Origin of the sequence: Alkalimarinus alittae (genome assembly GCF_026016465.1) — a bacterium.
In the GTDB taxonomy this organism is placed as follows: domain Bacteria; phylum Pseudomonadota; class Gammaproteobacteria; order Pseudomonadales; family Oleiphilaceae; genus Alkalimarinus; species Alkalimarinus alittae.
In genome coordinates this window covers 3,206,556-3,231,523 of sequence record NZ_CP100390.1, presented here as the reverse complement: position 1 = coordinate 3,231,523, position 24,968 = coordinate 3,206,556, and the positions used below count along the sequence as shown (strand labels likewise).

Genomic DNA, 24,968 nt, shown 5'->3' with positions numbered 1-24,968 from the left:
GTAATAATTCTGTTGATTATTAAAGAAACTATTCGTCAGGGTATATTGCGCCAGTTACGTACTGATTACGAGAATGCTATTCGGTCCGCCAGTGCCGCACATGAGGCAGCTACTAATGAAGAAAGTAAAGCTGAAAATAAATATGACACCCGAGGGTTAGAAGCGTCATATCTCGCAGAAGGCCAGTCTAGACGAGTGACTGAACTTGAAGAAGAAATTGCAGTATATGAAAAACTGGAGTTGGCAGACTTTACTGAGGCATCTCCGATTCGTTTAACTGCGTTGGTCGTTCTCGAAGATAACAAAGAAAGTAGGCAGCTGTTTTTTGTAGGGCCACTTTCAGGAGGCTTGAAGGTCGTTATATTAGAAAGCGGGCTGAAAGGTGAGTGCTTGGTCGTTACCGCTAAAGCACCACTAGGCAGCGCCCTAATCGGCAAGAGGGTAGGTGATGAGGTCGTTATAAATATAGCCGGAAACACGGCTTGCTACGATATTATCGACGTTTACTGAATACCTCTAGCAAAGGCTCGTTTAAAAAGTCGATTTATGCGATAATATGCGCCGAAATTTTGTGGCTTTACTCTTTATCTAGCGTTTTGAATAGATTGCATTAACTAGGTTGTATTAACTTATTAATAGGTAAGGTCTCTATCCCGGTTTATTACCATCATCTTGGCTTTGCCCTAAAATGGCAGCCGGCTAATTCTGGACTAAAAACTTGATATCTACAGCTAACATCACCATGCAATTTGGGGTTAAACCTCTTTTTGAAAACGTATCTGTTAAATTCGGCGAAGGTAATCGATATGGTTTGATTGGCGCCAACGGGTGCGGAAAATCAACCTTCATGAAGATTCTGGGAGGCGATTTAGAGCCGACTTCTGGAACCGTCATGACTGATCCAAATGAGCGTATTGGTAAGCTACGTCAAGATCAGTTCGCGTTTGAAAATTTTTCTGTTATTGATACCGTCATTATGGGCCACAATGAACTGTGGGACGTTAAGCAAGAGCGCGATCGTATTTACTCGTTGCCAGAAATGACCGAAGAAGATGGAATTAAAGTGGCAGAACTCGAAGTTGAGTTTGCCGAGATGGATGGCTACACCGCTGAATCAAGGGCGGGTGAGTTATTGTTAGGTGTGGGTATTCCACTGGAACAGCACAATGGGCCAATGAGCGAAGTTGCGCCAGGTTGGAAGCTGCGAGTGTTGTTGGCACAGGCATTGTTTTCTGCGCCTGATATCATGTTGCTAGATGAGCCTACCAACAACCTGGATATCAACACCATTCGTTGGTTAGAAGGTGTGTTGAATGAACGCAACTGCACCATGATCATCATCTCGCACGATAGACACTTTTTGAACAGTGTTTGTACTCACATGGCTGACTTAGATTACGGTGAGTTGCGTTTATATCCGGGTAACTATGACGAGTATATGACGGCATCGACTCAGGCGCGTGAGCGACTATTGTCAGATAATGCTAAGAAAAAAGCGCAGATTGCTGAGCTTAAAGGGTTTGTTAGCCGCTTCTCTGCTAACGCATCTAAAGCAAAACAGGCGACGTCTAGAGCTAAGCAGATTGATAAAATTAAGCTAGATGAAGTTAAACCTTCTAGCCGTGTGAATCCGTTTATTCGTTTTGAACAAGAGAAAAAGCTTCACCGATTAGCGCTTGAAGCGAATGGTTTGAAGAAGAGCTATGATGGTGAAACCTTATTTCAAAACCTGAAGTTAATGGTCGAAGTAGGCGAGAAAATCGCTATTATCGGGCCAAACGGTATTGGTAAAACTACGCTTTTAAAATCGTTACTCGGTGATATAGAGCTGGATGAAGGTGTTGTTAAATGGTCAGAAAATGCGGTAATTGGTAGCTATGCACAAGACCACGCTGCTGATTTTGAAGAAGATAAGCAGTTGTTTGACTGGATGGCTCAATGGGGACAAGAAGGTGATGACGAGCAGGTTATTCGTGGTACGTTAGGCCGATTGCTGTTCTCGCAGGATGATATTAAAAAATCAGTTAAGATCATCTCAGGTGGTGAGCAAGGCCGTATGTTATTCGGCAAGATGATGTTGCAAAGACCTAACATACTACTGATGGATGAACCCACTAACCACTTGGACATGGAGTCTATTGAATCGTTAAACGGCGCATTAGAAGAGTATCCAGGTACATTGCTGTTCGTCAGTCATGACCGAGAGTTCGTTTCTTCATTGGCGACGCGCATTATCGAATTGACACCAGAAGGAATCGTAGACTTTAATGGTAGTTATGAAGACTATCTAAAAAGTCAGGGTGTCGTGTAGTATAATAGGTATTAAAACGAGTATTAATTTACTGGAGGGGTAAGCGATGAATATGCTGGAAACGGTTTCGGAGCGATGCCCCTTATGTGGTGAGCCGATAGAGTTGGTGATTGACTGTAGTGTTGTTGAGCAGCAATATACCGAAGACTGTCAGGTTTGCTGCGGACCTATGCTCATCTCCGTGCTGGTTGATGAGCAAGGGTTGCCCTCGGTAACCCTTGCACCTGAGAATACTTGAGTGAGCTGCCGAGGCGTATTGCTGGAGAGCGATAAAAGCCCAGCGCATTTTAGTGAATTGAACTGAGTGCTGACCAATAATCCATAGCGCCAACCAATACCACTAGGTGTTCACCTAAATCATCCTGACTTCTTAATACATATGCTGCTACTGCTTGAGCGGTATCGTACATTAAGTCTTGCTCTTCTGGGGTAAGGTTCTGGTTTCCACCTGTTAGTGTTAAACGACTATCTTTTAAATCAAAATTAGCTTGTCTTATTTCCCCGTCAATATTGACTGTAAACTTAACCAAGGTGTTGTTGGCTAACGTGCTATCAAAAGCGATGGTATGGGCATCTGCTTGAAAAGTGCCTGAGAAGCCGTTAATAGAGCTGCTTTCAATTTCCAAAGAGTCATCTGCAAGTGCGCTAAAAGATACCAATGCTGAAACTATTCCCGTAGCAATGTATTTAAATGCATTTCTCATAATCCTGCTCCCATTATTGTGACGTGGTTAGTATTAAATTATTTAAAATCGATAAAGCTATATTAAAACATTTGTTTCAAACAGTCGTTTGAAATATTGTAAACAATCGTTAACTTATTATTTTTCAATAGGTTAATTTGATTTTTGCTTAATCGTGGATAGGGGAATGATGGTTAGTAGATGAATTCTTTAGCAATAGTGATTAGTATCCTGTCCATTATGAGTAAATATAGAGAGCGGCCTAATGCATGAACAATCTAATGACCCCCTACATGGCGTCACGCTAGAACAGATCGTAAATCGATTAGTCGATTATTTTGGTTGGGAGGAGTTAGGCCAGCTGATTAATATTCGCTGCTTTAACAGTAATCCTTCTGTTAAATCCAGTTTAAAATTTTTGCGAAAGACGCCTTGGGCGCGTAAAAAAGTAGAGGAACTTTATATTTTAAAATATAAAAATATGTCTATATGGGGTGAGAGTAAGTCTCAATAAATGGTCGGGGATGCTCAACTATTTTTTAGCAAACTAAGCTTATTTTAGTCTTCAAATAGTTTAGGCTGCCCGTTTAACCAAGGCTTTAATTTTTCTATAGGCAGTGGGTAACAGAGCCAGTATCCTTGCAGCCAATCGCAATTCAGCGCTTGTAGTAAGCGTGCAGTCTCTTTATCTTCTACACCCTCTGCTACCACTTTGTAACCCAAGCCGTGAGCCATATTTATGCTCGTCTCAACTATGATTTTCGAGCTTTCACAGCTGCATATATCCATAACTAAAGAGCGGTCTAATTTAATTTCAGTTGCGGGCAGTTGCTTGAGGTAAGAAAGCGAGGAATAACCGCTACCAAAGTCATCAATAGATACTCGAAGCCCAACATCAGCCAATCGTTCAAGCACGGTTAATCCTATCTCTGGGTTTTCCATTATGGCGGTTTCTGTTAACTCTATAGTGAGCCTATCTGCTTTAACATGATAGTGATTTAATGTTGTTTCAATGAGGTCACTAAGACCGTTTGTTTCAAGGTCACGAGCAGATATGTTAATGGAGACACTTAAATTTGGGTGGTCATGAAGCAGTATGGCTAAATCCGCAATACCCTGTTCTAGTGCCCAGCGCGTTATATGTGTAATCACGCCGGTTTCTTCTGCTAAAGGGATAAAGTCGTTTGGGTAGACCCAGCCACGCTCGGGGTGGTGCCATCGAATTAATGCCTCTAAGCTCACAATCTCTCCACTTGTCATGCAGGCTTTAGGCTGATAATACAGTTGTGTTTGATTTTTATTTAGAGCCTCCCTCAGGTCTGACATTAAAGTAAGCCGGCTCTCACTATAAATATCATAATCAGGTGAGTAATAACCCGATAGAAATTGCCCCTGGGGTGTCATTTCCATGCCTACATGCGCGTTACGGATCAGCAACGCTGCATTGTCACCGTGAGCAGGATAGCTGGCAGCACCAAACTGGGGGTGCAGTTCAATTGCTAGTCCGTCCATTAGCATTGGTTTAGCGAGCAATAGAAATGCTTTATCTATGCTTTCGAATCGGTCATTGACTTCGTCCGCGCGAATGAGCATACCAAAGCAATCCCCAGATAACTGATAAACGCGTTCTTCATGTCCGTTCTTGTCACGCTGACTTTGTATTCCAGGTAGTCGTTCTGCGAGTTCAACCATTTGTTTGGCTATGCGGTTGAGTAGGCGTTCGCTACGGGTTAGACCTAAAGTCCGGTTTATTTCGACAAGCCGAGTGACGCGAGCGACACCCACTATATAGTGGCTCTTAGGGTCTCGTTGAAGTTGTTGGTTAACCATCCTTTCAAAGCGGTTTAGATTGGGTAGGTGTGTGATTGGGTCATGCGACATTGCTTCAACTAACTGACTTTGAGCGTCGTGCCGTGCTTTTTCTTTTTGAAAACTGTCCGTTTGAGCCTGAATTTTTTCTTCACGTTCATGATATAAACGGTCCGCGAGCGCTAAGGTTAAAATAAATGCTTCTAGACCTGACCCAATTTGCATACCGTATTGAGTTAAAAAATTCTCAGGGAATATCCCTAGTGAGCGGCCTGCGGTTGCTAATACACCGATGGTAAGGGGTGACCACGCAACAGTGAAAAAGGCCCCAGCGCGTAAGCCTGCCATCCAAGTAATAGGGCCAGCCGCTAGTAGTATGAAGAAAAAGAAAAAGGCTGAAATGGCTGAAATTAAAATGGCCAAGTTATAGCTAAATAGTAAAGCTGAAAAAAAGTTAAAAATCTCAAAGTACATCATCGCTCTAAGACCTAAATCTAACGTGGGGCTATGTGACTTTGTTTTTAAAAACTCTCGGCAAAATAACACTGAGAAAAAAGCTAAAATCGGCATTGATAATAATAATGCTCGACTATGGATATTGGGGTTAAGAGGATAAAAATGTTGGAAGCTATAGCCGAGTATCGACATGAAAAAGAGTAAGTAGCCTGCGATAGCGAGTGAGTAATAGAGATAAAGCTTTTCTCGCAGAAACAAAAATACGGCTAGATTAATCAGCATTATGATGGTCAAGCATCCGTAGTAAAAGAAGTGGAGCTTTTGTTCTTTTGAGGCGGCTGAAAAATAAAGGTTCTCGTGCCAAATTTGCAGCGGTAAAATCATCGAACCTTCGGTCTGAATGCGAATGTAAATGGTCTTTATTTCTTCTGGTATCAGGTTAACACGCAACAGCATGTTGGGGTGGTCGACTTCTCTAGGGTAAAAAGGGCGAGCGTCTCCGGTTGCGAACTCATGTACTTTTTTGTTGCCTGAATAGACATAAAAAACAACGTCATCTAACTGAGGGTAGTCAAGCGTAGTAATTAAGTTGATGTGCTTAGATGTTATGTTTTTAAGTGAAAACCTAAGCCAGTAAGGGGAAGTTGTGACACCAAAATTTGAGCTGCCACTTTCGATAAGTTGCCATTCCCCATCAGGACGGTTAATAATATCGCCAACATTAGAGTGTCCTGATGTGTCTTTTATATATTGAAACTGAGATTGAATAAGAGGGCTTTCCGTGACTATATTAGTCACCGTATTGGCTGCGAGTGAATGACCGCTGAAAAGCAATACAAAAGCTAAAATGCAGAGTCGCTGAATAAGGGGTATCACTAAAGGGTTACCAATTTAGTCATTAACGTTAATCTCTAACCGTTTGAAGTGTGCCAAGCTGTTGAATTAAAAATATGTATCACACCAAATTACGCTATCTACTAAAATAAGCTTTATCTGACATTGTAGACTAGACGCTTAACAATTATAAGTAACCCTTGTTGGTAGGGTGTATGTTGTAGAGGGTAAAGGCATGCAGGTGCCAAAATTTAATGCCGTTATTAGTTATATTAGCTACATAGTGGCAGTTTATAAGGGGTGGTTTCTAGGGCTAGTTTCTAAGAGCACGTTTTACCATGACCTAACGGTGTGCTCTTTGAATCCAAAAACATGTGCCAGCATTACATCAGGAAATGAGCATATTCTGCTATTGTAGATTTCAACGGCATCAAGATATCCGCTCCTCATTACGGACAGCTCATCTTCTAGTGTTATGGTGGCATCCATCAGTGGCTTGATCATCTGATGACTTTTTAATTCAGGATACTTTTCTATCAACAGGCGTATCTGTGTTGAGAGGGATTGATCATGACTCCCTGTTTGTTCGTTGTTGGGGTTATAGAGGCTTCTCAGTTGTGAGACTTGGCTTAATGATGAGCCTTCATGTGCTAGGTACTGTTTAACTGTTTTTTCTAAGATGGGTATCAGGTCGAACCGTTTCTGCAATATTACATTGATGTTCGCTATGTTTCGCTCAACACGCTGGCGTAAAAAAAGAATATCGTTGTAGTGAAGAATAGCCATCAAAATCATCATCAATATGGGCGCAGATAAAGCGGCCATTAAAAAGCTATCGGGGCTAATATTGCCACTACTAGCAAATAATAACAGGACCCCTAAAAGCAGTGCACTAAAGGCGATGTTTAACAGTATCATGCCGCTTCGAGCTTTATGTAGCATCACATGCTGTTCTGAGTAATTACTTAAAATAAAGGGCTCTGACTTATCACCATTGCCGATGAGTAGACGGCTGTGATCGTTAGGGTCTATTTTTGCTGAGCCTATCGCATAAAGTGTCTCGTTGGGTTTCAGGTATTGTTCGGTATAGCGGTAACGACCTTCCCGTGTGACCTTTTTATGCTTAGATATAACGTCAGCGTTGTCTGCAATGATTTTTATCTTGCCTGTGTGATCAAAGGCGCTAAAGGGAACTGATTTAGTTTCTTCTTTTAGTATTACCCATTTATCGTCTTTACCGCTTTTTCGTTTTTCTTCTTTTTTGTAGTAATACCAGACAGACTGCTTAGCTGAAACGGGGGTTGTTAAAATGTTCGTTTCGGTGAGGTTTTCAATTTCACCCTTGATTTCTGCCAAGCCATAAACGACGCCTGATATTTTAGATGTGGGGATGCTTTCAATAAACCGTTTAAAGCGTATTTTTCGGAATCCGAAATAGCTCCCTGCAAACATAATAATAAAGGCCATTAATGGCACCCACTTTACCCAAGGCTCTGATAGCGTGGTCTTTTTGATATTGCTGAGTCGATGAGTGAGTTGTGCTTTTTCGGTGTTGTTAAGCGCTAATTGTTTAAGGTTTGTGTCTGCGTCAATTAGCCACCCCACGACGTTATCGGGAAAGCGGTCAAGCTGATGTCCTAGTTGTGCCTGATAAAGTGCTAAGTTAACTTTCAGACCTGATAAGCGCTTTGGTGCCGGTTCATTGACGTCATTTAATGCTTGCTGAACGGCGTCATATTGAGCATAAAGCCGCGTAACACTCGCTTTTATGTCGTTGCTTAACATGGATATTCCTAATTGAACGAGTACCAAGGTTAGCGCAATGGTAAGCATTGATAAGTATGCAATGACGCTATGAATCTTGAGTACCCAGACAATGCTGAATATAGAAAAGGCTAATGCGACAAGCCCTACCCAAATAAAAATGATTCCATTTTTTCCCATCTGCTCTCGTTCATACATAGGGCTGTATTGGGTGACTATCGGGCTGTATAAGCCTTCTGGTGTAAAAGAGAGTTTAGTGGTATCGCCCTCGTTAATTGCGTATGCAATCACATGAACGGTTTGATCTGGCTCTATTCTCCACTCTGTATAGCGGTTTTTCCCCAAGGTTTTGCGCATCGCTGAAGGCATTGTCCAAAGAATAGGGGTAAGGCTATTTTCGCTGGTTGATACGTCTATGGAACCAGTTGTATCACTCACACTAAAGTCAGAGGTTTGCGCTTCATCTACCAGTGTAGCCCAGTAGCTATCACCATCCGAGTCGACGCGTTCTTCTTCGTGAAGAAACCGATAATAGACAGAAGGGGTGGCGGTATAAGGGCTGTCGATGAGAGGGGCGAGTGGTTTTACTTCACCCTTAATGCTTACTTCGCCTGTTAAAACAGTATTGATCGAAATTTCAGGAATGCGTTCTAACTGTCTAATGTGCTCAATTTCATTGAAGCCTTTGGTCAGTAGCATGAAGCTTACAAAACAGAGTGCGGCGGTAATGAGAATGAAAATAGGCGTTGTGGTCAATAGCTTTTTCATAATAAGGAAATTTGATCACTGGTTATCTCAGAGAACGACTGACCTAAGAACATCACAATCCCATCGACAATAGGCTCAATCTGGCGCGCCAAGTAGACTTCATAATCGAGCGGTGAAAATAAACATTCAACAGGTTCTGGGCCTCTAATCGTATAAGCATACTCTATCCAGCCTCGGTTTTGGTATCTTGGACGCTTACCTTGTTGCTGCAGCCATACATCGGCTTTTCTTGCTGCTTGAACGTGAGGAGGAATGTTTTTTTGATAGTCTGCGAGTTTACGTCGAAGTCGTTTTCGGAATAGTAGTTTTGAGTCGTGCTTACCTGCACGTATTTCTTGAACCGTCTGCAATATAAAGTCTTGGTAAGGCTGACCTAAAAAGATTCGTTCATAGAGTGTTTTTTGAAACTCTCTAGCCAGTGGCGTCCAGTCGGTACGAACATTTTCAAGGCCTTTGAAAATAAGGGTATAAGGCTTGCTATCAGTTGGTGTATTGGCTGCTGACGCTTGCTCAATGTCTAACTGTTTTTCTATCAAACCGGCATAACGCTTTTTAGTGCCTTGATTAGAGCCTCGCATGGTGGGCATTAAGAACTTTGAATAATGGTTTTCATATTCTAGTTCTAGTGCGCTATCGAGCTGGTACTGCTCCTCTAAGTGGGCCTTCCACCACTGGGTGACATGGCCAACTAGGTGATTGCCTATTGAATCTGCTTCGGTGTTTGATACTGAACGGTTAAGCCAGACAAATATCGAATCGGTGTCACCATAGATAACGTCAAATCCTTGTTCTTCTATTAACGTTCGGGTCTGGTTCATGATGGAGTGGCCACGGAGCGTAATTGAACTCGGAAGGCGAGGGTCAAAAAAACGACAGCCTGGCGTACCCATTACACCGTAGAAACTATTCATAATGATCTTAATTGCTTGTGAAAGCGCTTTGTTTTGGTGTTGTTTAGCGTTATCTCGAGCAAGCCAGAGGTTTTCAATTAAGGTCGGTAGAATGCTTTTTTCTTTTTTAAAGAAGGCACCTCGATATCCCGGTGAGTATTGATTGATATCTTTAAGGGGTTCGGGAGTGTATTCATCGTCAGCATGCCATAGCGCGTCTGCTTCGGTTAGTCCAAACGGATCAATCTTGAATGAGCGAATAATACTGGGATACAGACTTTTAAAGTCGAGAACGATGACGTGCTCATATAACCCGGGTGTTGAGTCCATGACATATCCACCAGGGCTACCCACACCTTTTGGGTCAATAGGTAGGTTGGGGGCTATATAACCTTGGCGATGAAGACGAGGTAAGTAAAGGTTTTCGAAGGCGGCAACAGAGCCGCCGACTCGGTCTAAGGCGAGGCCGGTTAATCGTGCTCGTTCAATAGCGAAGTTAATGAGGTCCGTGTTTTTAAATATATCCCAAACGAGCTTACAATCTTCGAGATTATAGGCCGCGAGTGCAGGCTTATCCTCATTGAATAGACGAATAATTTCATCGCCTCGGTCATCGGGGTCATGAATTAACTTGCCTCGCCCCAGCAGTTCTCGGCCTACATTTTCTAATGAATAACTTTCGAAGTGGTAGGTGGCAGAGCGCAGTGTGTCTATGCCATCTAAAACTGCTCGGCCAGGCACTAATACAAAATAGTGCTTGTCTTCATCGGCCTCTTTTTCGCCATTGTTATTGCCAGATGTTCTCCATTCTACCTTTTCCCTGTTTCTTCCGAGACTAAAGGAAAGATTGAGCGCTTCGCACTTTCGAGCCAAAAAACGTAGGTCAAAATTAATGCAATTCCAACCAATTAATATATCTGGGTCGTAATGCTCAATCCAGTCTAAGAAACCGTAGATCAAGTCTGTCTCAGATGAAAAATAGGTACAGTTATTTGTGACAGGTCCATGACCTAGCATGAGTACCGCTTGCGTATCTGAAGTATAAAGCGCAATAGAAAACAGCTGATCGTGAGTAAACGAGGTTTCAATATCAAAAGAAACTACTTTGAAGCAAGGCGTAAAATTGGATGGCTTTAGCGGTATATTTAATGCAGTTAGAGGGTGGCTCGCGTCAAAGGTGACTGGGCCGGTAATAAACCGCTCCATAAGATACCGGTCTGGTGGTTTAATATCCGCTTCTAGTGGAATAATGCCCGACTGGGTGAGTCGCCTTTGGGCCTCTCTCATGTGTTTTGACGACGGGAAATAAAATGCGGTGACGGGTTGCTGATTGAATGATTTTAAAGTGAGTGAGCGCGTGCGGTGGCTGATTGACGTTAACAGTCTGCTCGCACGCTGGTCATCGACTGACTCGACAAAAAAGATCGTTTCTTGCTGGTTATTGATGATCAACCGAGGGCCAGACGGCGTGTGAACCCAAAACCTCAGTTCTAGCGATGGTTGACCTTGATGGTCGTTATCTTTCCATTGGCGAGTGAGTATAAAGCCATTAATGATGGTTGCTACCTCGCCTAAGTGATGAGGGCGTTATTCTTATTCGCCTGTTATCGGGAAGTTAAACCCTATTGTCCACATGGCGCCTGCCGCACCGAATAGTGCGATCTCAGACTGCACTCGTTTGTATCTAACCCCAATGGAGGGAATGACGGCAGGTGCTACTCCGGCCTGATTTAAAGGGATTTTATCTTTATATTCGCCATCATAGCCGTGCATTAGGCCTCCCACAAATTTAAAGTACATAAATTCTTGAGTGTAGGGGATAGTCCAATTGTAGCCGACATAGGCAAACTGTGAGCTCTGACCGAATGAATTTTTAAATAATGCAAGCCCTCCCAACCACTGCGAGGCTTTTTGTAGCTCTATATTAATTAGATTCTGCTTGTTGTTATGCTCATCTTTAGGGCTATAGTGAACGGTGTATAGGCTCGTTTGGAAATAGAACTGATCTCCTTCTTCTAGCCAATCAGCTGTCGCGTTTGACGCGGTAAGGCTTAATGTGAAGGGAAGTGTTAAGAGAAATAAAAAGTAATATACAGTCGTATTTCGAGTCATAGTTCCGGCCATCAATGGCATGCTTAAAAAAGGGGGGGATTATAGACGATTTTTATGAAGAGCTGAATGAGTTTTCGATTAAATAATCATCAATAGCTATCGCGCAAGAATTTAACTATATTTATCAGTCAGTTCCTGTTTTTGATAGAGGTTTTTCTTTTGACGGCTGCTCAGTTTCTTCTTCTTGTTTGTATGATCGCTGTATTTTCAGTGGTGTTCGTTAAATTGAAACGCAGGTGGTTTGAACGCAAACCTTTCCCATCGGAATGGCAACGTATTCTGGCGTCTAATATTCCTATTTATAAACGACTCCCGCAAGCACTTCAGGCACAGTTAAATAACCATGTTAAATACTTTATGCGCGATAAGACTTTTTATGGTTGTGATGGCTTAGTCTTAACGGACGAAATAAAGGTTACTATTGCAGGTCAGGCCTGCCTATTGATACTTAATAGACCTACCAACCAGTATTTTAAGCTTCACCATGTTCTGGTTTACCCTTCTTCTTTCGTTGCCTCGAGAAGTGAGCAGAGCGCATCGGGTGTGGTGTCACATAAAAAAACGGGGCTTCTAGGGGAGTCTTGGAGTCAGGGTAAAGTCATTTTGTCTTGGGATGACGTGTTTAAAGGTGTTAAAAATTTTAGTGACGGTCAAAACGTCGTACTTCATGAGTTTGCTCACCAGTTAGATCAGGAATCTGGCTCTACTAATGGTGCGCCATTATTAGGCAGTCAGTCAAGCTATCAGAGCTGGACACGTGTTTTATCGAGTGAGTTTGAGCGACTGCAAAAGCAAGCGAACTCCGGCTTTAGTAGTTTGATTGATCAGTATGGCGCCACTAACCCTGCAGAGTTCTTTGCGGTGGTCACCGAAACTTTTTTTGAAAGGCCCGTTCAGTTACGTCGTCGACACCCAGAGCTGTTTGAAGAGATGAAAACGTTTTATGCAGTAGACCCTTCAGAGTGGATTGATTAAAACGTTATGGTTGTTTTTTCTTTCCCTTCGCTGCGGTAAAAGGTAGAGTGTTTACTCTAAATGGAGGGTTGGAACCCTGAATTAAAACGAACAAACAGTCGAGATAAGCATACGAGATGTCTAGTTCACAGAGCAAAGTTACCCGTTGGGTCGTCAAGAAATTAATCGCTCCGATCCTCAATGCCGATACGCCTATTGTTACCCAAAGAAAAAGGCTCGATAGATTAGCTGGAGCGGTGCCTTTACCTCGAAGGGTAAAGTCAAGAGCATTAAAAATCCGAGATATCCCCGCTTTGTGGATAGATGTTAATGCGAAAAATCAACGAGTCATTCTGTTCTTACATGGTGGTGCTTACAATATAGGTTCCATTGAATCACATAAAGAGTATGCTGCTCGTTTAGGCTTGGCCTCTGATGCTAATGTTTTGTTAATTGATTATCGGCTAGCGCCAGAGCATCCTTTTCCTGCAGGGTTAGAAGATGCCTTGGCTGCTTATCAATGGTTATTGGTTCAAGGTTATAGTGGTCGCAACATTGCCATAGCGGGAGACTCAGCAGGGGGAGGTTTAGCGCTATCAACGGCGATGAGTGTGCGAGATAAAGCAGTCGAACTACCTGCTTGCTTGTGTTTAATGTCTCCGTGGACTGACTTGACGATGAGCGGTGAGAGTATTAAGCGGAACGCTCACTCAGAAATTATGTTGAATGCGCTTTGGATGCGGCAGTTGGCGCATAATTACGCCGGCCCTGATGGTTTGGCAAACCCTTTGGCTTCTCCTCATTTTGGTGAATATAAAGGCCTTCCGCCAATAATGACACATGTGGCTGAGTCAGAACTTTTGTTAAGCGATGCCAGACGGATGACCCAAAAAGCAAAACAAGCGGGCGTTAGTGCTGATTTAGAAGCGTTTCGAAATGTTTGGCATATTTGGCATACTCATGCTGGGTTTATGCCTGAATCGAAACACGCATTGAAAAAAATGGGTGCCTTTATTAAGTCTAATACTGATATCGGTTAGTCTGTTAATGACGCAAGGCTTTTCTGAGTTTAGTTAGTATAAATCAATAATTAATTGAGATTAGGGTAAATAGCAATGGCGGCAGAATATATAGCGTTAGTGCAAGACTTTCAGGCGCCTGTCGCAGAGGTTTTTTCTGAGCTGACAGATCATTATAAATTTGGAAAACTACTAAAAACAAAGATTACGCGGGTTGAAGATGGGGTAGGAGGTTATCTTAACGGGTTAGGTTCAGTTAGGAGGATATCCCCAGCCCCTTTGCTCGACTTCGAAGAACGCGTGGTGACATTTGAGCCTAACGCGTTAATGGAATACGTAGTGAGCCGAGGTAGTCCAATAAAAAATCATATTGGGCGAATGGAATTTTCTTCTATTACTGCTAATGATGGGCGTGAGAATACTCGCGTTCGATATACCATTGAATTTGAATCAAAGCTCCCGCTTCCATTTATAGGGGGGCTACTTAAAAAGCTTATTGAGGCACCGATTAAGCAAGGTTTTACGAAGTTAGCGGCGCGTTACGTTAGGTCATAAGATGTCAGGAGCTAGTAGCGTGGCGATTCTTAGTCCAATTGAGAATCGCGTTTGCAACATCTTCAGGCTCAAAGGGCTTGGGGATATGATCGTTCATTCCTGCCTTTAAACATTCCTCCCGATCACTGCTTAATGCGTTGGCTGTCATGGCAATAATGGGGATGTCTTTAAAGCTCGGGTTTGCTCGGATATGCTTTGTTGCCTCATAACCGTCCATTTCTGGCATCTGAATATCCATTAATATAGCTGAGAACGGGCCATCAGTGTTGAGCTTGTCTAATGCTAATTTCCCGTTATCTGCGAGCACTACGCTAGCGCCAAAACCTGTGAGCACTTCTTCGGCGATCAGTTGGTTTACTAAGTTATCTTCTGCTACCAGTATATTTAGCCCTGAAAGCAGGTGCGTAGATGAGGGGGGCTTCTGGTGGCTGTCTGGCTTAGTTTCTACTGTGGGTGCTGCTGACTGCTCGCAGATCACCGTAAATGAAAATGTGCTGCCTTGGTCTTCTTTACTTTTCAAGGTGATTGTTCCGCCCATTAGTTCGACGAGTCGTTTGCAAATAGTAAGCCCTAAGCCGGTGCCACCGTACTTTCTTGTGGTTGATGCGTCTGCTTGTTTAAAGGATGTGAATAATTGCTGTTGTTGTGCAGGGCTAATACCTATACCTGTATCTGATACACTAAATAGTAGCGAAACAGACTCATTATCTACTGGTGTTTCAGATACGGTTACTTTAACGCTGCCTTGCTCTGTGAATTTAATTGCGTTACTGCAGAGGTTGATTAAAACTTGCTCTATTCGTAACGGGTCTCCTGTTATGCAGGACGAAATGTTAATGTTTTTTTGCATCTGAAACTGAATGTTTTTTTCGTTGGCGGCATACTGAAATAGCGTATCTATTTTTGAGAGTAGCTCGTTAAGGTCAAACGTTATGTTCTCTAATTCCATTTTACCGGCTTCTATTTTAGAAAAGTCGAGAGTGTCATTGATTAAGCTTAGAAGAGTCCTAGATGCGCTTTTTACTTTAACTAAGTAGTCGAGCTGTTTTGGGCTTAGTTCTGTTTTTAGCGTTAAGTCCGTTAGCCCAATAATGGCGTTGAGAGGTGTTCTAAACTCATGGCTCATATTGGCTATAAAATTACTTTTTGCCTGGTTAGCATTGTCCGCCTCCTTACTGGCTTTTCTCAACGCGTTTGTTTTTTGCTCTATTTCTTCTTGCTTAGCTTCGTTGAACCCGGTGACTAATAAAATAAATGCCTGAAGCAATATGGCTAATATGACTCCGCCGGTTAATACGATCCAGCTATTCCAGTCTCGCCCTAATACGTAATATGACTCATTAGGGTAGATCGAAAATTGCCACACTCTATTGGCTATATTTAGTTGGAATGAGTGACTAGGCTTTAGATTGCTTGTATCCATTGAAATAATGACGATGGGGTTTTCGACATCAGTAACATCTCTAACGGCGAGTTCGATCTGTTTGGACTTTGCAAATTTAAGTGCAGACATCATGACTTGTTCGGTATTAAAAACGCCGAGCACATAACCTGAAATACGGCCTCTGCGATCGCTTATGTTATCCGGCACACCAAATCCTGAATGTTCGTATAGGGGCGATACAATAAAAAATCCCGGTTGAGCTTTACCTCCCTGAATGAGTTCTAGTGGTGGAGAGGCTGTCTGGTTCCCACTATCTCTTGCTTGCTCTAAAACGTGTCTACGCTCTGGGTTTGAGCCCAAATCAAAACCAAGTGCTGCTTCATTTTTTGGAAAAGGTTCTAAATAATAAATAGGGAGGTAGTAGGCTCTTTTGTTGGCCGATATTAGTTCATTGTTGTCGGAGACTTCCTTGAATTCAAAACGACTAAAGCCTTCACTTTGAGCGAGGTATTCATAGGTCTTTCTTTCTTCGTGGCTGACGATGGGAACCCATTCTAGCGCTTGTATGGATTCGTCATCTTTAAGTAGTATGTTTGCAAATGTTGAAAATCCTTGGCGGTCTATAAACTCACTCCCTCGATAAATAGCCGTTAGCGCCAGTAGCTTATTTTTGACGACGATGGTCTGCTTTTCGATAAGTTCACTAAAGCCTGTAGCGGTTTCTAATAGTTCTCTATTTTGTATTTCTAGTTGGTGTTCGCGGGAGCCTGCAAAAAACCATGATACGGTGAAAAATAAGATGATGGATGGAAGGATTACCTGAAGGCGTCGACTGTGGTTAATAACCTTTTTAGATGAAAGTGCAATAATGATTAAAGGCGTAAAAAACAGCACGCCGATAGTATCCCCCGTCCACCATGTAAACCAAGTAAATGTCAGGTTTGAGATAGGGACGGCGCCGACTAGAAAAAGGCCTGTGACCGCTATTGTTGCTGAGACCAAACAGGCCATAGGGCCTGCGATAAGGAGAAAGTTTAAAATTTCTTTCTGTGCGATGAAGCGTATAGGGGATGGGATTACTTTCTTTATTAATAAGTAGCCTGTTAGCGCCTGTATGGCGCTGCCTGAGGCTATCACGCTTGGAATTATTAAGTCATGTGCTAAAAAGGTGTTATTGATTTCTAGAAAGTTTACGCAAGATACAGAAAACGAACCGATAAAGACCCCAGCCATTGCAGGGGTTGGGCCGTAAATAAGCGCGGTTGCTAGACCTATACCTGCTGCAGGCCAAATTGACGATGCAAAACCTGGGGGGATAGAGAAAAATGAACCCGCTTGACCTGCAATAAAGTAAGCAAGCGCTATAAGGGTCGTTCTTAGAATTATGTTCACCGAGCCTCTTTAGCTATTTATTATGTCGATATTTTATTTAAAGAGTAGCAGAGGTGGGCGGGTAATAAAGTTTCGTCGTTAAATTTAAGGGGGGTTAAGAATGTGTCGACCGATATTATTCTCAATGTAGACGGATAAATGCTAAATTAAGCATGAGTGAGATTTGATTTGAGGATGATAAAGGTGGGAGCTAAAAGCTAAAACCGAATTGCTTAGTCGCGTAAACAAACCCTTTGGTTCCTTGTACGGAGTAACGGTCAATGACGCCGCCTCGATAAGCCGATAGAAGTATTTTGCTGACGGCTTCTCGTGACAACTTTAAGGCGTTGGAAAGTGTTTGAGATGTATACGTATTGCCTGGCATCATATGGCTAATAACCGCTTGCTCGTTGCCGGTCATTTGTACACTCCCTCTATGTGGATGATAGTTGTGCGATGTTTTTGAAAAAAGGGCGCGGATATTACCTTAGTTAAAGCGCAATGTCTTTGTTTAATAATGTTCTTTTAATAGTTTTTCTATAGCTTGTTTTACCGACTTAAATGCAAATGCGTCTAAGTCGATTTCTTTTAGTGGGACCCAACGAAACTCACAAATATCATCGTTAGCTTGCATGTTTTTATAATGGTCTACGGTACAAATAAAAAATGCGTCGCAAGTTGTATACTCTATCTGGTTGTAGAGGTAACGATTTGAGCCTGATGTGAAATACTGTAGAGAAGAAGGGGTGATGCATAACTCTTCTTGTAACTCACGACTAAGCGCATGCTCTAGAGATTCGTCAGGGTCAACAAACCCTCCTGGTAGGTCTAGCATACCTTTGCTCGGGTTCTTAGCTCGAACGGCTGTAAGAAGGCGCCCATCTCTTATAATCAGTGCACCGACTGAAGCTGCTGAGTTAAAGAAGAATTCATATTGACATTTATTGCATAGGTAGACTTTTTGTCCGTCAAATTCGTAGCTGAGTAACCCGCATTGAGGGCAGTGGAGCATGGGATTTCCTTCGCATGATTGAATGTTTTATATCGATTATTAATCATAGGTCATTGTGATGGGGTTTGGCGAGTTAAGCATCCAATATGCTAGTGTAAAGTTTAGTGCTTATTATGGTTTTAGGTTTTGTTTGATTTTAAAAGTGGTGAGAATCATTTAAAGTAGCTGTATAAGGCAATGTGCCGTAATGATTCTGCCTCTTTTTAGCTAAAAACAGTCGTTGATTTTGTTAGCAGCTGCTAGCTACCTAAAGCGGATAAATATAGAATACAAGAAAAATTTAATAGAGAAGTTAGCCACAATGGATACCCCTTTTTCAGATCGTATAGCCGATGTACCCCAATCGTTCATTCGTGAAATACTTAAAGTTGCTATGGACCCTACCGTTATTTCGTTTGCGGGTGGATTACCCAATAGAGACTTGTTTCCTATTGAGGGGATTAAGCAGGCAACGAATAAGGTACTAGATGAGCACGGCGCTGATGCTCTTCAATATAGCAATACCGAAGGCTATCCAGAGCTAAGGCAGTATATATCTGATCGATACCGTGATAAGCAAGGAATCGACGTCCCAATAAAGAACATATTAATTACCAATGGTTCTCAGCAAGGTCTTGATTTGTTAGGTAAGACCTTACTTAACGAAGGGGATGACGTTGTTATTGAAGAGCCGGGTTACTTGGGGGCTATTCAAGCATTCTCTGTGTACCGTGCTAGGTTTAATCCGGTACCGGTTTCTGAAGAAGGTCTGAATATTGAACGTTTAAAGGGAGTAATGCTTTGTCGTAAGCCTAAGTTACTGTATACCGTGCCGAACTTTCAGAATCCATCGGGTATTTCGTACAGTGAAGAGAACCGGCTTGAAGTGGCTGAAGTGTTAAAAGGTACCTCAACTTTTCTGGTGCAGGATGACCCATACGGCGATTTACGTTTTGCGGGTGTCGAAAAGACATCATTCAAAAAACTGATTCCAGATAATACGGTGGTATTGGGGTCATTTTCAAAGACTGTCGTGCCGTCATTTCGTCTAGGTTGGATTGTTGCACCTGATGAACTGATGGAAAAATTAGTCATTGCTAAGCAGGCAGCAGACTTACATACCAATTATTTCTCACAGCGTATTATTCATCAGTTTTTGCTTGATAACGATATTGACGCTCATATCGCAGAAATCACTAAAGTATATGGCCGTCAGCGTGCCGCGATGATTAAGGCTATCGATGAGCACTTTCCGAAAGAAGTGGTTATTACTCACCCTGAAGGGGGGATGTTTCTGTGGGGGGCGTTACCAGAAGGTTATTCTTCTATGGATTTGTTCGATATGGCCATTAAAGACAAGGTTGCATTTGTGCCAGGTCAACCCTTCTATGTTAGTAGGGATGAAGTAAATACGTTTCGTTTAAACTTTTCTAGTGTAGATGAAGACGTCATTGAAACAGGTATGGCTAGGCTGGGTAAAGTAATCAAAACCATGCTATTGGCGTGATGTGGCAGATTAATTAAGTATAGACACTGATGGATGCGTTAACAGATCTGCAATATAAGGTTGTAGAAGCAGTTAAGATTAATATTCAGGCCGCTAACGATTACTTTAATGAGTCGTTAGCGGTACCCGATATTCGGTTTGATCTTCGCGGTAAAAGTGCAGGGCAAGCTAGGTTTGAATACTTACGAGCCTATGGTATAGCTAAAAAAACAAACGCTATTATTCGTTTTAATCGGGTATTGATGGAAGAAAACCCTGAGGCGTTTATAGGTGAGGTAGCACCTCATGAGACGGCCCATGTCATTGCTCATCAACTCTATGGCCGTAGCATTAAACCTCATGGCCAAGAATGGCAGATGATTATGCGGTCTGTATTAAAGCAAGAGCCCTCGGTTACCCATCGGTTTGATATATCGCGGTCATCCCCGAAGCCCCATATTTACAGCTGTGGTTGTCAAGGGGTAACGCACCCACTATCGGCTATTAGGCATAACCGAGTGAGAAGGAAGCAGTCTTCGTATTTATGTCGAAAATGTAACAGCGCCTTATACCAAAAAAAACAGTAATATTTTAAAAATATAGGATGCGGTCTTATTTTTGTAGTAGACATTCTGTTATTATATGTCAACAAATTCGTGAAACATTTAACAATATTTTCAATTGTCAAAAACATGACGCAAATATATATGGAATTGTGGCATTGATACGTCATTTTGGTAATTTAACGTTTATGATTACCTCATCGAAATTGATTAAAGGGTGAAGTCATGTTTTTAAATGTAGTCGTTAAACATTGGGGGGCTTTATTGCGCCAACCTAGTGTGCGCAGCATTGGCATTTTCGCATTAAGTGGTTTGTTGGCGGCGTGCAACTCTGATGATAAGAATGATTCAGTTGCGAGTACTGCGACGTCAGGCTCTTCTACCGCCCAGTCTCAAACGATCAATGGTAATGAGACACCTGTCGCTGATCCTCAAAATGAGACACCTGTCGCTGATCCTCAAGAGGTTAAGCAAATATCTATAACCGGTGGTGCGATTAAAGGTGTTATCGAAAACGGTGTTGTTCGTATATTTAGCATTGAAAGTGAAGCGGGTCTGTATCGCAAGTCACCCACTCCGTTAGGATATGCTGAGCGAACGGATGCCAACGGACAGTTTAATATTTCTATTTCTGCCGGTAATATTGATGGAGTTGTTGTTGAAATAACGGCCGATGCCGCTACAAGAATGACCTGTGATGTTGTAAATGGCTGTGGGGTTGACCAGCAAGGCAACCTTATTGGCTTCGGACAGACGTTTGCTTTAAATAATGATTTTATATTAGAGGCTGCGTATTCAGGGCTGCAAGAAGAAAATGCTTTAATCTTATATGTTACACCTCTTACTCACTTGGCGGTTTCGTATGCAAAGGGTCAAACTGACGGTTTAAGTGAGCGCAATATTGGTGCGGCGTATGCTTTGGTGGAGGATACGTTAAAGCTTTCAAAAGGGTCGTTGCAGTTACCGCCACCTGATTTAACTAAGCTTGATTCTTATAACGCATTATCGGGTGACGAGCTTCAGTATGCCATTATGTCCGCCTCTTTTTTAGCCATGGTGAATATGCCAGACTGGGGGTCAGTAGATGAGGTTATCAATAGTGCTGCAGTGCGTTTTACTCAGTCTGGCGGATTGCCAGACGAAAATGGCGGAGTGGTATCAGAGGTTACGCTTGATGACCTGTTCTATCAGGCTAGCGATATTGCAAGTGATTTGCAGGCTACTGTCAATAATGAGCAAATAATTGTTGAGTTGATCTCTGTAGAAAGCTCAACAGATATGTATTACCAAGAAGTATCAAGTGTTTATGTGGATAACTCTGCGCCAGCGCAAGGGGCCGGTAACACTCAAAAGAATGATTCTGCTGGGGCCGACATGGCGGGTGATGAAAAGCAGGATGTAATTGTTCCACCTGCCCCTTCTATTGCAGTCGAAGAGCCTGCAAAACTATTAACAATAGCGTCTCACCCAGGCTCTGTGGTTGTTGATGTTAATGAACGAGCGCAATTAAGCGTGGTGGTGCAGGGTGAGGGTGATATTCATTACCAGTGGAGAAAAGATGGCGTTGAGCTTGTTGGCGAAAATGCCTCAACCCTTTCATTTAATAGCGTAGCATTGAATGACTCGGGGGTTTATGATGTCATTGTATCGAATGAGGCAGGGCAAGTGCCTTCTTTGTCGGCGACGCTTGCGGTAGAAGAGTTAACGTACACTGCTCAATTGAGTTGGAGTATTCCGACTGCTCGCCAGGATGGCTCTATGTTGGCGCTTAATGATATTGCCGGTTACGTGGTTGTTTATGGAACAGAGCCTGAAAACCTATCATCTAAATTACTAGTGGATGGGGCTCAGACAACGAATTATCCGTTTGAAAATCTGGATCCAACTAAAACCTATTACTTTAAAATTGCCACGCTTGATGTGAATGATATCCAGGGTGAGTTTTCAGATGTTGTGAGTAAAAGTTTCTTATAACGGATAGACAGCAGTCAACACAATAAACCCTTAAGGCGTTAATAGCCTTAGGGGTTTTTTATTGCCTACTGGTCTGCCAAAATGTCACAGCAGATGACGATGTCGTCATTACCTGACTTAAATAGTAGCGATAGCGTAACACACATATATGCGCCTGTTACCGACAAATATGGGCGTGTAATTTGTAGCTCATTGGGGTCGCTGAGTGCTCGGCGCAAATAATGTTGGCGAAACCAGTCAGCGCTTTTAGTGTTTGCAAGTGGTTTAAATTTTGGGTTTTGTGATGCTTCGTGTTGGTTTGAAGTGACGGTTTCGTCAATTTGAATGCCGTCTTTGTTCATCATGTAGCATCGAGTGACGGTATGGTGTTCTATAAGAGACTTTGCCGCTAAACCGAGTGGTGTGCCTTCCCTTATCTTATCGACAGCATTGTTGAATAAAGGAAAGTAATGGTCGCGAATGGCGATCGTGGGGTCGGCTTTATCTTTAACTTCTTGTTTGTAAATGCTTAAGAGCTTCCCAAGATCTGATGTAGGTAAGGGTTTTGAGTTTCTACCCATTTGTGGCCGGGCAAAATAAAAACCCTGTACAAAATCTACACCGCAATCAATGGCAATCATTGCTTGCTCCTCTGTTTCAACGCCCTCCAGTAAAACCAAGCATCCAGCTTGATGAAGTAGCGATACAATGCCGTTAAGCATTTGTCGTATCCTGAATTCATCGGAGGCTCTGACAATCATTGATCTATCTAATTTAACAATATCAGGTTTAAGGGCCCAGACTCGTTCGAAGTTGGAGTGCCCTGCGCCAAAGTCATCTATGGCTGTTAGGCAGCCTAATTGCTTGTAATACTCAACTGATTGGGCAAGGCTTTCGCTATTGCTGGTAGGCTGTTCTACAATTTCTATGACTACGCGGTGGGGGGGGAAATTAAAATGCTCTAGAAGCTGACCAAAAAATGAATCGTGGTGCTGGTTTAATGCAATCGTTTCGGGAGATACATTAATAAAGAGCCAGTTAAGATCGTCAGGTAGGCCTTTGAAGTTTTTCATGTGTAAAAAACGACAAGCTCTATCGAGCTGAATATTATCTTGCTCATTTCTGGGTTGCTGAAACAGAAGGCCTGGGCTCATCGGTTCGCCGTTAGAGTCAAAAGGGCGAACAAGGGCCTCATAGCCTACTATGCGCTTGTGCGATAGGCTGAAAATAGGCTGAAATGCAGTGCGTAGGTTTAGCCCCATAAAACTAGCCGACCACTCACCCGGAAGGACAGTTTCGGTCGTCATATCTATGCTGCTAATATCAAGCGCAAGGTTTTTTGAGGTCGTATTCATTGCCGAAAGCAAGCTGATAAAGCCCCTTTAAAAGATGCTGCTATAGTATCTAACTATATAAAAAATATGAATATATAGAGAGTGCCAAAATATTATCCTAACATCTACTTACTTTTGTTAAATCTATGTAAAAACTTTTGACCAATAGTGCAGGAAACGTTTTGAGACACTTTAAAAAAAGCGGCAATAAATGCCGCTAAAGTGCGAGTCGATATAGTAGAAGTACTGATAAATAGGCGTGGATGGTGCTAAATTGTATAGAGCAATAAACAGCTTGCTCTATGTGTTTAGATGCTTAGTTGGCAATATTACAAAAGGGTGGTGTTGATTTCTGTAAGTGCTTGTACTTACTGGATGTCCATTTATTTATTTATCATAATAATCGATCAATTAAAGTCATTATTTGATATGTTATATCTATAATATTGCAGTATTCTATTTGTAAATATTTAAACGAGATAGCTTGATGAATATACGAAGCAGTCACACTGAGTGGGGGATTCTTTCAATTGCCATACATTGGGTTGTAGCGGTTGTTGTGTTTGGCCTTTTTGGTGTTGGGCTCTATATGGTAGAGCTGGATTATTATGACTCAATGTACAGAACGGCGCCTTTTGTCCATAAAAGTGTTGGTGTTTTGCTGTTCATGCTAATGGTTTTTAGAGTCTTTTGGCGTTTTGTAAATACGACACCGGATGTATTGGCTACCCATAAAAAGTGGGAGCAGAAATCAGCACATTGGGCGCACATTGCGCTCTACTGCTTACTGATGGTTCTAATGATTAGTGGCTATCTGATATCCACTGCTGACGGGCGGGCGATATCGGTTTTTGGTTGGTTTGAAATCCCTTCGATTATTAATGGTATTGATAATCAGGAGGATATTGCAGGCGAGGTTCATGAAATACTTGCCTATATTCTTATGTTTGTGGTCGCAATTCATGCAATGGGCGCGTTAAAGCACCATTTTATCGATAAAGACAGAACGCTTTTGAGAATGCTAGGTAAGACGAAAAGTGAATAGTGAAAATTATGCACTAGGTTATAAAATAATATATCAAAAACATTTAAAGGAGACGGTATGAAACTTAATAAATGGGTAGCAGGTGTTGTATCGGGTGCGCTATTGTCAGCAGGCGCTGCAAACGCAGCTGATTATGTAATTGATACAGAAGGGGCGCACGCCTTCGTACAATTTAAGATTAGCCACCTTGGTTATAGCTGGTTATATGGCCGCTTTAATAAATTTGAAGGTGCTTTTAGTTATGATGAGGCAAACCCGACAGCCGCTAAAATATCGGTATCTATAGATACGGCCAGTGTTGACTCTAATCATGCAGAGCGTGACAAGCATTTAAGAAGTAAGGACTTCTTAGAAGTTGGAAAATACCCAGAGGCGACATTTGTAAGTACTAAAATAGAAGACAAAGGTGACGGCAAGGCTGCCGTTCATGGTGACTTTACACTAAGAGGCATCACTAAATCGATTGTTATTGATGCGACTCATACTGGAGGCGGTAAAGATCCATGGGGTGGGTACCGTAACGGATTTTCAGGCACAACATCGTTTAAACTGAAAGACTTTGGTGTACCTAAGAGCTTAGGCCCTGCATCAGAAGAGATAGAAATATTCCTTTCTGTTGAAGGTATTAAAAAATAGGAAAGCATTAGACAATAGTGCGCTGGACACCCTGAGGCCAAATCTCAGGG

21 protein-coding genes are annotated in these 24,968 nt (G+C 42.3%); 12 read left to right on the top strand and 9 right to left on the bottom strand.

What is annotated here, in order from left to right; all coding sequences use genetic code 11:
* The first annotated feature begins 12 nt into the window (after positions 1-12).
* The 3 genes from NKI27_RS14650 to NKI27_RS14640 all read left to right on the top strand — a co-directional run bounded on the left by NKI27_RS14650 (position 13) and on the right by NKI27_RS14640 (position 2,549).
* Positions 13-510 carry a GreA/GreB family elongation factor gene (locus tag NKI27_RS14650; RefSeq protein WP_265046777.1) on the top strand — a complete coding sequence of 166 codons (498 nt, stop codon included), beginning with the start codon at positions 13-15 and terminating at the stop codon, positions 508-510.
* 208 nt (positions 511-718) lie between these two features.
* On the top strand, positions 719-2,311 hold the full coding sequence (locus NKI27_RS14645; protein ID WP_265046776.1) for an ABC-F family ATPase: 1,593 nt from the start codon (positions 719-721) through the stop codon (positions 2,309-2,311).
* 46 nt (positions 2,312-2,357) lie between these two features.
* Complete coding sequence (locus tag NKI27_RS14640) at positions 2,358-2,549, top strand: CPXCG motif-containing cysteine-rich protein (RefSeq protein WP_265046775.1); 192 nt, start codon at positions 2,358-2,360, stop codon at positions 2,547-2,549.
* A 49-nt stretch (positions 2,550-2,598) separates the two neighbouring features.
* On the opposite strand, the gene NKI27_RS14635 is transcribed toward NKI27_RS14640, so the two are convergent.
* Positions 2,599-3,015, bottom strand: a complete 417-nt coding sequence (locus NKI27_RS14635; RefSeq protein ID WP_265046774.1) for a hypothetical protein — start codon at positions 3,013-3,015, stop codon at positions 2,599-2,601.
* A 244-nt stretch (positions 3,016-3,259) separates the two neighbouring features.
* Here NKI27_RS14635 and NKI27_RS14630 point away from each other — a divergent pair, with 244 nt between their 5' ends.
* Positions 3,260-3,508, top strand: coding sequence for a VF530 family protein (locus NKI27_RS14630; RefSeq protein ID WP_265046773.1), 249 nt, complete (start codon positions 3,260-3,262; stop codon positions 3,506-3,508).
* Between the two features lie 44 nt (positions 3,509-3,552).
* Here NKI27_RS14630 and NKI27_RS14625 read toward each other — a convergent pair whose 3' ends face one another.
* From NKI27_RS14625 to NKI27_RS14610, 4 genes are all read right to left on the bottom strand, one after another.
* The gene (locus tag NKI27_RS14625; protein ID WP_265046772.1) at positions 3,553-6,135 is read right to left on the bottom strand and encodes an EAL domain-containing protein; all 2,583 of its coding nucleotides are present in this window, start codon (positions 6,133-6,135) and stop codon (positions 3,553-3,555) included.
* Between the two features lie 291 nt (positions 6,136-6,426).
* Entirely contained in the window at positions 6,427-8,625 is a 2,199-nt protein-coding gene (locus NKI27_RS14620) for a LemA family protein (protein WP_265046771.1), read from the bottom strand.
* Positions 8,622-11,057 carry a DNA polymerase II gene (locus NKI27_RS14615; RefSeq protein ID WP_265049531.1) on the bottom strand — a complete coding sequence of 812 codons (2,436 nt, stop codon included), beginning with the start codon at positions 11,055-11,057 and terminating at the stop codon, positions 8,622-8,624. The genes NKI27_RS14620 and NKI27_RS14615 overlap by 4 nt, the downstream gene beginning before the upstream one ends.
* A 51-nt stretch (positions 11,058-11,108) precedes the next feature.
* The gene (locus NKI27_RS14610; RefSeq protein ID WP_265046770.1) at positions 11,109-11,639 is read right to left on the bottom strand and encodes a sn-glycerol-3-phosphate transporter; all 531 of its coding nucleotides are present in this window, start codon (positions 11,637-11,639) and stop codon (positions 11,109-11,111) included.
* Positions 11,640-11,786: 147 nt separating this feature from the next.
* Between NKI27_RS14610 and NKI27_RS14605 the strand changes: the two genes are divergently transcribed.
* From NKI27_RS14605 to NKI27_RS14595, 3 genes are all read left to right on the top strand, one after another.
* On the top strand, positions 11,787-12,602 hold the full coding sequence (locus tag NKI27_RS14605; protein WP_265046769.1) for a M90 family metallopeptidase: 816 nt from the start codon (positions 11,787-11,789) through the stop codon (positions 12,600-12,602).
* Between the two features lie 116 nt (positions 12,603-12,718).
* A complete protein-coding gene (locus tag NKI27_RS14600; protein ID WP_265046768.1) occupies positions 12,719-13,621 on the top strand; it encodes an alpha/beta hydrolase in 903 nt (300 codons plus the stop codon).
* A gap of 75 nt (positions 13,622-13,696) precedes the next feature.
* Entirely contained in the window at positions 13,697-14,155 is a 459-nt protein-coding gene (locus tag NKI27_RS14595; protein ID WP_265046767.1) for an SRPBCC family protein, read from the top strand.
* 4 nt (positions 14,156-14,159) lie between these two features.
* On the opposite strand, the gene NKI27_RS14590 is transcribed toward NKI27_RS14595, so the two are convergent.
* The 3 genes from NKI27_RS14590 to NKI27_RS14580 form a co-directional block, all read right to left on the bottom strand.
* Complete coding sequence (locus tag NKI27_RS14590) at positions 14,160-16,931, bottom strand: CHASE domain-containing protein (RefSeq protein ID WP_265046766.1); 2,772 nt, start codon at positions 16,929-16,931, stop codon at positions 14,160-14,162.
* A 190-nt stretch (positions 16,932-17,121) separates the two neighbouring features.
* On the bottom strand, positions 17,122-17,331 hold the full coding sequence (locus NKI27_RS14585; protein ID WP_265046765.1) for a hypothetical protein: 210 nt from the start codon (positions 17,329-17,331) through the stop codon (positions 17,122-17,124).
* A 90-nt stretch (positions 17,332-17,421) separates the two neighbouring features.
* On the bottom strand, positions 17,422-17,922 hold the full coding sequence (locus NKI27_RS14580; RefSeq protein ID WP_265046764.1) for an NUDIX hydrolase: 501 nt from the start codon (positions 17,920-17,922) through the stop codon (positions 17,422-17,424).
* 301 nt (positions 17,923-18,223) lie between these two features.
* Between NKI27_RS14580 and NKI27_RS14575 the strand changes: the two genes are divergently transcribed.
* From NKI27_RS14575 to NKI27_RS14565, 3 genes are all read left to right on the top strand, one after another.
* Entirely contained in the window at positions 18,224-19,408 is a 1,185-nt protein-coding gene (locus NKI27_RS14575) for an aminotransferase-like domain-containing protein (RefSeq protein ID WP_265046763.1), read from the top strand.
* A 29-nt stretch (positions 19,409-19,437) separates the two neighbouring features.
* Positions 19,438-19,974 (top strand): SprT-like domain-containing protein, encoded by a 537-nt coding sequence (locus tag NKI27_RS14570; RefSeq protein ID WP_265046762.1) that lies wholly within the window; start codon positions 19,438-19,440, stop codon positions 19,972-19,974.
* Positions 19,975-20,175: 201 nt separating this feature from the next.
* Positions 20,176-21,924: an Ig and FN3 domain-containing protein gene (locus NKI27_RS14565; protein ID WP_265046761.1), complete on the top strand. Its 1,749-nt coding sequence runs from the start codon at positions 20,176-20,178 to the stop codon at positions 21,922-21,924.
* 65 nt (positions 21,925-21,989) lie between these two features.
* Here the strand turns inward: NKI27_RS14565 and NKI27_RS14560 are convergent, their stop codons facing one another.
* On the bottom strand, positions 21,990-23,258 hold the full coding sequence (locus tag NKI27_RS14560) for an EAL domain-containing protein (protein WP_265046760.1): 1,269 nt from the start codon (positions 23,256-23,258) through the stop codon (positions 21,990-21,992).
* Between the two features lie 466 nt (positions 23,259-23,724).
* On the opposite strand from NKI27_RS14560, the gene NKI27_RS14555 reads away from it, so the two are divergent.
* Entirely contained in the window at positions 23,725-24,282 is a 558-nt protein-coding gene (locus tag NKI27_RS14555) for a cytochrome b (protein WP_265046759.1), read from the top strand.
* 57 nt (positions 24,283-24,339) lie between these two features.
* A complete protein-coding gene (locus tag NKI27_RS14550; RefSeq protein ID WP_265046758.1) occupies positions 24,340-24,918 on the top strand; it encodes a YceI family protein in 579 nt (192 codons plus the stop codon).
* The last annotated feature ends 50 nt before the right edge of the window (positions 24,919-24,968 follow it).

Excerpts from the sequence above, each read along its gene's own strand:
- NKI27_RS14640 (WP_265046775.1), top strand. The coding sequence starts at position 2,358 with ATGAATATGCTGGAAACGGTTTCGGAGCGATGCCCCTTATGTGGTGAG.
- NKI27_RS14635 (WP_265046774.1), bottom strand. The coding sequence starts at position 3,015 with ATGAGAAATGCATTTAAATACATTGCTACGGGAATAGTTTCAGCATTG.
- NKI27_RS14630 (WP_265046773.1), top strand. The coding sequence starts at position 3,260 with ATGCATGAACAATCTAATGACCCCCTACATGGCGTCACGCTAGAACAG.
- NKI27_RS14620 (WP_265046771.1), bottom strand. The coding sequence starts at position 8,625 with ATGAAAAAGCTATTGACCACAACGCCTATTTTCATTCTCATTACCGCC.
- NKI27_RS14610 (WP_265046770.1), bottom strand. The coding sequence starts at position 11,639 with ATGGCCGGAACTATGACTCGAAATACGACTGTATATTACTTTTTATTT.
- NKI27_RS14600 (WP_265046768.1), top strand. The coding sequence starts at position 12,719 with ATGTCTAGTTCACAGAGCAAAGTTACCCGTTGGGTCGTCAAGAAATTA.
- NKI27_RS14595 (WP_265046767.1), top strand. The coding sequence starts at position 13,697 with ATGGCGGCAGAATATATAGCGTTAGTGCAAGACTTTCAGGCGCCTGTC.
- NKI27_RS14585 (WP_265046765.1), bottom strand. The coding sequence starts at position 17,331 with ATGACCGGCAACGAGCAAGCGGTTATTAGCCATATGATGCCAGGCAAT.
- NKI27_RS14580 (WP_265046764.1), bottom strand. The coding sequence starts at position 17,922 with ATGCTCCACTGCCCTCAATGCGGGTTACTCAGCTACGAATTTGACGGA.
- NKI27_RS14575 (WP_265046763.1), top strand. The coding sequence starts at position 18,224 with ATGGATACCCCTTTTTCAGATCGTATAGCCGATGTACCCCAATCGTTC.
- NKI27_RS14570 (WP_265046762.1), top strand. The coding sequence starts at position 19,438 with ATGGATGCGTTAACAGATCTGCAATATAAGGTTGTAGAAGCAGTTAAG.
- NKI27_RS14565 (WP_265046761.1), top strand. The coding sequence starts at position 20,176 with ATGTTTTTAAATGTAGTCGTTAAACATTGGGGGGCTTTATTGCGCCAA.
- NKI27_RS14560 (WP_265046760.1), bottom strand. The coding sequence starts at position 23,258 with ATGAATACGACCTCAAAAAACCTTGCGCTTGATATTAGCAGCATAGAT.
- NKI27_RS14555 (WP_265046759.1), top strand. The coding sequence starts at position 23,725 with ATGAATATACGAAGCAGTCACACTGAGTGGGGGATTCTTTCAATTGCC.
- NKI27_RS14550 (WP_265046758.1), top strand. The coding sequence starts at position 24,340 with ATGAAACTTAATAAATGGGTAGCAGGTGTTGTATCGGGTGCGCTATTG.